The sequence below is a fragment of the Kosakonia sp. MH5 genome (genome assembly GCF_009935945.1).
GTDB lineage: Bacteria > Pseudomonadota > Gammaproteobacteria > Enterobacterales > Enterobacteriaceae > Kosakonia > Kosakonia radicincitans.
Map to the genome: position 1 here is coordinate 1 of NZ_QODH01000025.1, position 8469 is coordinate 8469.

Sequence of the window (8469 nt, forward strand, 5' to 3'; positions counted from 1 at the left end):
GGCGCCCTGCTCCGTACCGGGCATGGTCAGCCGGAAGAAACAGCTTCTGCCCTGGCTGGAACACTTCCTCAGTCAAAACCGGAGACAGCCATGAAAATCTACACACATGCACTTGTTCTTGTTCAGGGGAAAGAGGATGGCGTCCCCCTTCTCGCACTGGCGGCAACTCTGTCCCGCCTGCTGCAAATGAAAATCACACTTGCTCATATCTGCAATGACTACCGGGAGATGAACTACGTATCGGACGGCCTGATGGACGATGCCGTATCAAAAGATGTTGTCCAGGCGAAGGCGCTGTTCAGTGAGCTGACGTCCTCTGTGGCTGAGCACGTTGACGCATGTGAGCTGGTCACCATGCGGCGTTTTGAAGATGTACAGAAATGCATCACCGACACCGGTGTGGACCTGGTGATTGCAGGCCACCGGAACCGTTTTATGGGAGCACTGACGTCCCGTTCGGCTGAATACGTTAACCACCTGAACGTGGACGTTCTGATTAAACACATTCACGACTGAGCTACAGGAGAATTGTATGAAATTTATTCTGGAAAAAGTCACTGCCCGCGAAATTCTCGACTCTCGCGGTAATCCCACTGTTGAGGTGGATGCTTTTACTTCTGACGGGCAGATGGCGCGTGCGTCGGTACCGTCCGGTGCCAGTACCGGTTCAAGAGAGGCAACGGAGCGCCGCGATGGCGATGCAAGGCGCTTCGGTGGGAAAGGAGTCCGTGATGCCGTTAAGGCCGTGGAGACAGAAATCTGTGACGCCGTCAGGGGAACCGATGTGCGGGAGCAGCGGCGACTGGATAATCTGATGCGCGAACTGGACGGCACGGAGAACAAAAGCCGGCTCGGCGCTAATACCATTCTGGGTGTTTCGCTGGCGGTGGCCAGACTGGCTTCTCAGGTCACCCGTCAGCCACTTTACCGCTATCTCGGCGGACTCAACGCCAGCCTTCTGCCGGTTCCGTGCATGAATATTATTAACGGTGGCGTTCATGCCCGTGGTCAGGGCGCCGATTTTCAGGAATTCATGATAGCACCGCACGGTGCGTCAACGCTGGCAGAGGCCGTTCGCCAGGGCAGCGAGGTCTATCAGACTCTGCGCCAGATCCTTCTGTCCCGACACCTCTCCGCTGCGGTGGGTGATGAAGGGGGATTTGCCCCGGCCGTCTCCTCGAATCGTGAGCCGCTGGAATTCATTGTTCAGGCCATTGAGAAAGCCGGCTACCGGCCGGGGGAAGATATCAGTATCTGTATGGACCCGGCGTCCAGCGAATTTTACCGTGACGGGAAATATCATCTTCGCACCGAAAACAGCGCCCTGAGCGCTGAAGAGATGACGAATTATTATGGTGAACTGATGAGCCAGTTCCCGATTGTCCTGCTTGAAGACGGGCTTGCTGAGGATGACTGGGCTGGCTGGAAACATCTGCACGAGAAACTGGGCGGGCGCGCCGAACTGGTCGGTGACGACCTTTTCGTCACGAATGTGAAGTATATCCGCCGGGGTATTGAAGAAAACCTGGCCAGTGCGGCGCTCATCAAACTCAACCAGATTGGTACGCTGAGCGAGACGTTCGACGCGGTTTCACTGTGTCATGAAAACGGCTGGGGCGCTTTTATTTCGCACCGCAGCGGTGAAACCATGGACACGTTTATCGCCGACATGACGGTGGCGCTGCGGGCGGGGCATCTGAAAACCGGCGCACCCTGCCGCGGTGAACGCATTGAAAAATACAATCAGCTTATGCGCATTGAGCAGGAGCTGGGCTGTGAAGCCCGCTATGCGGGTATTAAGGCATTTGTTCGCCGTGGTTGACCGAAATCATCACGGCATCTGAGGTGTGTATGCCGGTTAAGTCCGGCATACCTCCTTCAGTTTATATTCATCTGAGGTGGGGAGTGTCGCATTGGGTCAGTTATCAGCAATTATGATTGGCGGGGCCGTGGGTTGTGTCATCCGCTGGTTTTTTGGGGTTAAGCTCAACAGTTTCTTTCCATCGCTTCCGCCCGGAACTCTGGTGGTTAACCTGCTGGGGGCTTTTATTATCGGTGCCGCAATGGCCTATTTTATGCGCCACCCTCAGCTGGATCCTGCCTGGAAACTGCTGATTGTTACCGGTCTGTGTGGCGGGCTGACCACCTTTTCAACCTTCTCGGTGGAAGTCTTCACATTACTGCAGGTGGGAAATTACTTATGGGCCTTCACTTCCGTACTGGTGCACGTGGTGGGGTCGCTGCTCATGACTGCGGCGGGTTTTTACCTGATAACATTACTCGCATAAAACTTACAGCAGCCCTAGCCAGGTTACAGATTTGACCTGCTCTGCACTGAGTCACAGGTCTGCCGGGCAGGGCTGAGGGAGAATTGCTTCCCGTCAGCTTTACCGAAGACTACCCGCTCTCATGTATGGCATAAAGATATACCCGTAATGAGCGAACAGCGGAAGTTCACATTTGTCATAACAGCCGGGATGCAGGACTAACATTGGCATGTGATAATCAACCGGGGGCAGGTCACAGGATCAACGGTATAATTGAGGAATGGTTCTTTTCAGAAAGCGGATAAATGCCAGTCGATACGACTGACTGAGGAAATTTCCCATGGAAAATTATCGACTACATCGTGGCAGGCTTATCGACCATATCCAGCTTGTAGTAAACAACTTCGAAACAAGCAAAGCGTTTTACACAGCTGTACTGTCTGTTCTGGAGATCCCAGTAATAAGTACAGACGACGATTATATCTGGGCAGATGAACTTGTCGTTTCTTCAGTAAATAGTCCGGCCTCTGCAGGTGAGCTAACAGGACGCCATCATCTGGCTTTTCAGGCCAGGAACCGTGAAGTGGTGGATGCTTTTTACCATGTGGCACTCTCTCATGGTGGGCGTGATAATGGAGCGCCTGGCAAGCGAACCTACCATCCAGGGTATTACGCGGCTTTTGTGCTCGATCCTGATGGTAACAACATCGAGGTTGTTTACCATGGAGAGGCAGAGCGCAGTACACAGTCTGTAGAGATTTGCTTCAGCCTCTGAGTCATATGAATGACTGGCACTAATGCGGTAAGTATCCCGCAGCGTTGGATCGTGCGCTTTTAGCTACCGATGTACCCAGTTCGGCCTGCTTCAGGGCAAAGACAATCTGCTCTTCGGTGAATCGTGATTTTTTCATCGGCACCACCTCCGCTCAGGGAGTGTAGATCATGCCGGAATTCTGTTTCTGAATGGCGCAGGATTTCGGGTCAGGGTCAATTACTGACTAAGGGTTATATCTAATCCTGTGGGCAGGTCACCTCAGTGGAAAATGAAACGGGAGATGATGAGTCCTGCTTACACGACACGCTACAAAGAACTACTCCTTTCCCGTACTGGCTGAGGAGAATGATCCGGGCACAAAGCTTTCACAAGCACGGCAGGACGCCGTGCGATGGCAAGATCTCACCATAGGCACAGAACAGAACCGGTAACCCGGTACAGCTGGGCAGGTTTTATCTGTCCGGGTGTGCCGGGTTGGGCAAGCCCGGAGGAACCGGGCGCGGCAGAATACAAAAGAGCGTTGAAATAGTGGCGATTTCACTGTGAAATCTTTACTAAAAAATCATTAAATTTAGTTAGTTAGATATTAAATCAAACTGGCGAAAATGCATTATCAACATCAGGAGGAAAGATGTTTTTGAAGGACTTTCGCCACAGCCTCATCGATTTCATCCTGTAGTTCTTTGGACAGGCGATTAAATTCGTAAACAAACATCCGTCCCTTGTTGCGCTTCCTGGCAAACCGGTCCTTGTCCGGAAAAGACCATAGATTCGTCACAACAGCTTTATCTTTGCTATTAACGGAAGCCATCGCTGCGGTTTCTCGCACGAGAATTTTTATGATCCTGTTTTTGATTTCGTCCTCAGCAAGGAGGTCATCCGCCAGAGTGAGATTGATTTCCGGTGCAGTCGTTTCGAGTAAAGAGTCTAAAGAGATATCTTTATCATTGAGGAGTTCTTCAAGAGTGCTTAGCGTCTTGTAATCGGCAAATCCTAGTTCTGATTGAACAGGAAATACGGAGACCAAGAGCGGGGAAACTGATGCTGCCTGGATAGCACGTGTTACCTTCGCTTCTGATAATCCCTCCAGCCGCGCAATTTCTTTTTGACTCATTCCTGTATTTTTTAGAGCTAAAAGCCGAAGGCCGACTTCCCGAATATTATGTTCTTTGGCTGTCTGGATATCTTTGGCCAACTTCCGTGCTTCATCAGCAGTAATAAGAGACTTTGTCACCATAACATTTAATGGTGTGTGGCAAAGGATAGCTGAAGCTCGGCGTCTCGAACCATCAATGATCTCGATACCTTTTTCACGCTGGATACCGATACAGGGAAAAAATTGCTGCAACCGGAGAGTAGCAGTAATGTCTTTCAGAGATTCAGGGGTAAGTCCAGACTGATCACGGCCATTGGTTTCCTGTAGGACATATGTGTTATTTTCAACCTCATTTGCAGGCACTGTTTGCAAAGTAAATACGGCTTTCCTTCCGGTAGAAAGCGTGAAGATTTGCTCAAGTGAACTATCTGAAGATGTGTCAGAAAGCGCTGATGGATTAAAGGTCCGACCGATAGTTGCTCTTTTCGTGCTCATATAACCCTCAGTTTGCTCGGATAAACTCAATGCGATCAAATACGGCTTTTGCAAAATCTTCAGCAGCTATACGTGCATTCTTCAATGCCTCACTGCTTCCAATATAAGTTGATGGGTTAGCTGATATAACCGTATCGAACGACTCACCGCACCGTTCAAAGCCATCAAGGCGGGGGAGGGCAACATCTAACATATCACCTCCGAAAATTTCTTTTGCAAGGCTGTGGCAGAGTTTGTGATCGGGTTTATTGGATAGCTTTGACATAAAACCAATATTTCCCAATAAATTACACTTACAACCAGACTCAGTGATAATGGTAACGAGTTCAGGAATGCGTGTTAGGTATTTTAATGTTGAATGAAAATCGACTTGGGCCGGAGGGACGGGAGTCAAAAGTAGATCCGCTGCGGCAATGGCATTTTTCAGGAAAGCATCCAGATGCGGGCCACTATCGATAAAAATAAAATCATAGTCATTTTTAAGTTTTGCAATCAAATTATCTTTAAGGATTGCATGCTCATTTTGGCCAGGTAAATGCTCTGAGCACAGTTCTGACCATGCTGACGCTATGAATGCATCGTCGATTGAAGCGGGAAAGACATCCACACCTGGTACGATTGAAGAAACGATAAATTCATTAAGTAGTTCTTCTCTGCTAACATTTTGCAGCATAGCTTGTGCAGCAGTCGTTTCAACGATACCCACAGATTGTGTATGGTTTAAAAACATTGTTGCAGAAGACTGCGGATCTAAATCAATGACAAGAATTCTTAGATCTTCAAAGAGCAGATGAGGATGCGTACGCAGCGCATGTGCTAATGAAACCGTAGAGACAGTTTTTGACACCCCACCTTTCAGATTTCCTACGAACAGAGTAAATGCTTCACTATGTCGGTCCCGATACTTCGGCACCCCCCTTTGATGATAGATATCGATAATATTCTGAATAGACATCGCGTATTTTAACGATGTTCCCGCAGGACGTTTATCGAACACATAGCCGTTTTCCTCCATTTCACTCACTGCGTAGTCCACATTTGCGCGGGTAAGCTTTGGCAATTTGGCTAATGCTGCCTTTGCATAAACCTGATAGTAAACGTTCTCTTTTAGTTCTTCTTTTTGTGCTCGAATTTGTTCTGTCAGACCAATGAGCATTTTTTCGGAACGCTGAGCAACCTTCAGTAGCTGTGAAGTTCTGTCCATCAAAAGTTACCTTTATGCAGGATTAACGTGTTTATTCAAGAATGCTACATACAGGCAGGAAAGTAAACATCTTATACAATACTATAGGCTCACCACCCCATTTTTATTTTAGTTATGAATGCATCTAGAAATGGTCGCCACTGACAGCTGCTGTCGCATTCGGCATATCGGGAATAAAGGTAACTCATATTCTGGCAAGCGTAGCGCTGTTTCACCGCTATTGGGAGACAATAAGAACAGATGAGGATCCAGAGCTTGCCTGTCGGATTCTGGAGTTGGATGCTCTTGAACAGAATGCTGAACTGGTCTTATCCAACTTCGCCACCGGTCACAGAATTTGTTTTATCGGGAGTTTTAATGGCCAGTTTCACGATGAATGCCTGAATGTGCATAGGTTTACCGATGTTGTTCATGCAAGAGAAATTATAAGCAGTTATCCACTTATCCACCGGGTAGATCCAAATATTAATGATCCTAAGCAGATCCATTATTAGATCCAAAGAGATCCTCGATCGCTGAGAGCCGCGCTATTACTGGCTTCAGAAGGGGTTGTCATAAGCTATAGAGAGATGAAGATAAGCTGTGACAAGTATCATATAAACTACACCGAGAAAAATCTATGCTATAACCAGCAAACATTATAAGCTATAGTCAGATTAAAGTTGAAATTGGTTGTATAACTTGTGCATTAAAATGAGCCTATTTATCATTCAGCTACGATGTTTTTTTAACATTAGGGTGATCCCTACGCTCTACAATTCACAGATCCGGAGCTCGTCTTGGAAAACGAAAACAAAGATCTAAAAACGCTGTTTGAAGAAGTGGATAAATCTACTGGCGAGCTAATTACGCTCACTCCAAATGCTAATAATACGGTCCAGCCAGTTGCTCTTATGCGGCTTGGCGTTTTCGTACCAACACTTAAATCTCTGAAGAACAGTAAAAAAAACACATTATCCAAGACCGACGCCACTGAAGAGCTTACACGTTTGTCGCTGGCTAAAGCGGAAGGGTTCGATAAAGTAGAGATTACTGGTCCAAGACTGGATATGGATAATGACTTTAAAACTTGGGTCGGTATTATTCACTCCTTTGCCAAACATAAAGTGATTGGCGATAAGGTGCAGTTGTCGTTTGTTGAATTCGCCAAACTTTGCGGGATCCCATCCAGTCAATCCTCACGCAAGCTGAGAGAGCGTATTAGTCCCTCATTAAAGCGTATCGCGGGCACTGTAATATCGTTCTCTCGCACGACTGAAAAACATACCAAAGAATACATAACGCATTTGGTCCAGTCCGCATTCTACGATACCGAGCGTGATATCGTAGTGCTGCAGGCAGATCCGCGATTGTTTGAACTTTATGAATTTGATAAGAAAGTTCTTCTTCAGCTTAAGGCCATTAACGCATTGAAACGTCGCGAATCAGCGCAAGCGCTATATACGTTCATCGAAAGCTTGCCCAAGGATCCTGCCCCCATATCACTGGCTCGCTTACGAGCAAGGCTGAGCCTGAAGTCACCTGTATTCTCGCAAAACCAGACCGTTCGACGAGCGATGGAACAGCTCAAGGATATTGGTTATCTTGATTACACCGAGATACAGCGTGGCCGTAGCGTACTGTTCAACGTACATTATCGTAGACCAAAGCTAAAAGCCCCTAAAGATGCCAGTGAAGAGAATCCCAAGCAGGCAGCAAGTCCTACAAAGACGTTGGATCCAGCACTCAGCGAAAAACTCCAGCTTCTTGAAAAATTGGGCATCACGATGGATGATCTGGAAAAACTCTTCCGTAGTAAGTAAACAGATAAGCTATAACCAGTAACCTACATCTAAGCATAGTCTGCAGTGAGATATTGATATGGTCAGCACTCACTACAGCTTATATATATGCTCCTGTCAGTAATTTTTTCCTATCAAGTCTGCTATAGAAGCGCTTCTTGATCGGGTTTACTCGCTATAGCTTATGCATTCTCCCGGAGGGCCTTCTACAGCTTATACATTGTTATGCCTGTTGGGAGGTTTCTCCTTATAGCTCATCTTAAAATGTATGTGAGTACTCACTTTCTTCTTGAGCCAAAACCTGCAAGTTCTTAAAAATAAAGCAATATGGAATATGTTAAACAAAATAAGCTATAGAGAGCAACCTGCTCTCTATAGCTTATGTGGTTCATCATTGAGCTTGGGTAGCCTGCTACAGCTTATGTTATAAGCTGTAGCAGGCTGATGCTCACTACAGCTTATTTTAGTTAGAGGGATTGTCGCAGAAAATATGATGGCAATTTCCCCCATTCCCTTGATACAACGCTACTAGCACCTGAATGAATGGGGCATATCTCGGGTATATTCTTAATTTGTCAGCCAGAAGGGTGGTTCCGTGTTTGGCCACACTTTTGTTTAAGGTGCGCTGTAGATCCTGCTGGAAGCTTATGAGATTAAAAAAGTGGTTCTGCGAATTGAGAATTAGAACCTCTGCGAACTGTCTTTTGGCTCATACCAGCTTTATTGATGTTATTAGGATTTATGTGACAAGGTCACTTGGCAGTTACACCGTTCTGGACTGACCCCACGCCCGTAGACAAATTCTGTCCTCACGATTGGGCCTGTTCGAAGGCCTCCGGACTGACGCCGCC

The 8469-nt window shown here is 47.2% G+C and carries 8 protein-coding genes and 1 pseudogene; 6 read left to right on the forward strand and 3 right to left on the reverse strand.

Features of this window, described 5'->3' with window-relative positions; all coding sequences use genetic code 11:
* Positions 1 to 90: 90 nt before the first annotated feature.
* From DK872_RS26970 to DK872_RS26985, 4 genes are all read left to right on the forward strand, one after another.
* Positions 91 to 516, forward strand: coding sequence for a universal stress protein (locus tag DK872_RS26970; RefSeq protein WP_161519114.1), 426 nt, complete (start codon positions 91 to 93; stop codon positions 514 to 516).
* Positions 517 to 532: 16 nt separating this feature from the next.
* A complete protein-coding gene (gene eno, locus DK872_RS26975) occupies positions 533 to 1822 on the forward strand; it encodes a phosphopyruvate hydratase (protein ID WP_161519115.1) in 1290 nt (429 codons plus the stop codon).
* 91 nt (positions 1823 to 1913) lie between these two features.
* The gene (gene crcB, locus DK872_RS26980) at positions 1914 to 2288 is read left to right on the forward strand and encodes a fluoride efflux transporter CrcB (RefSeq protein ID WP_074167170.1); all 375 of its coding nucleotides are present in this window, start codon (positions 1914 to 1916) and stop codon (positions 2286 to 2288) included.
* 319 nt (positions 2289 to 2607) lie between these two features.
* Positions 2608 to 3042: a VOC family protein gene (locus DK872_RS26985; RefSeq protein WP_161519116.1), complete on the forward strand. Its 435-nt coding sequence runs from the start codon at positions 2608 to 2610 to the stop codon at positions 3040 to 3042.
* A 49-nt stretch (positions 3043 to 3091) separates the two neighbouring features.
* Here the strand turns inward: DK872_RS26985 and DK872_RS28080 are convergent.
* A pseudogene (locus DK872_RS28080) lies at positions 3092 to 3178 on the reverse strand (hypothetical protein); the annotation flags it as partial.
* 108 nt (positions 3179 to 3286) lie between these two features.
* Between DK872_RS28080 and DK872_RS28085 the strand changes: the two are divergent.
* Entirely contained in the window at positions 3287 to 3382 is a 96-nt protein-coding gene (locus DK872_RS28085) for a DUF4113 domain-containing protein (RefSeq protein ID WP_202626188.1), read from the forward strand.
* Between the two features lie 279 nt (positions 3383 to 3661).
* Here DK872_RS28085 and DK872_RS26995 read toward each other — a convergent pair whose 3' ends face one another.
* On the reverse strand, positions 3662 to 4633 hold the full coding sequence (locus DK872_RS26995; RefSeq protein WP_161519117.1) for a ParB family protein: 972 nt from the start codon (positions 4631 to 4633) through the stop codon (positions 3662 to 3664).
* A gap of 7 nt (positions 4634 to 4640) precedes the next feature.
* On the reverse strand, positions 4641 to 5837 hold the full coding sequence (locus tag DK872_RS27000; protein ID WP_161519118.1) for an AAA family ATPase: 1197 nt from the start codon (positions 5835 to 5837) through the stop codon (positions 4641 to 4643).
* 809 nt (positions 5838 to 6646) lie between these two features.
* Here DK872_RS27000 and DK872_RS27005 point away from each other — a divergent pair.
* Positions 6647 to 7639 carry a RepB family plasmid replication initiator protein gene (locus DK872_RS27005; RefSeq protein ID WP_202626189.1) on the forward strand — a complete coding sequence of 331 codons (993 nt, stop codon included), beginning with the start codon at positions 6647 to 6649 and terminating at the stop codon, positions 7637 to 7639.
* Positions 7640 to 8469: the final 830 nt, after the last annotated feature.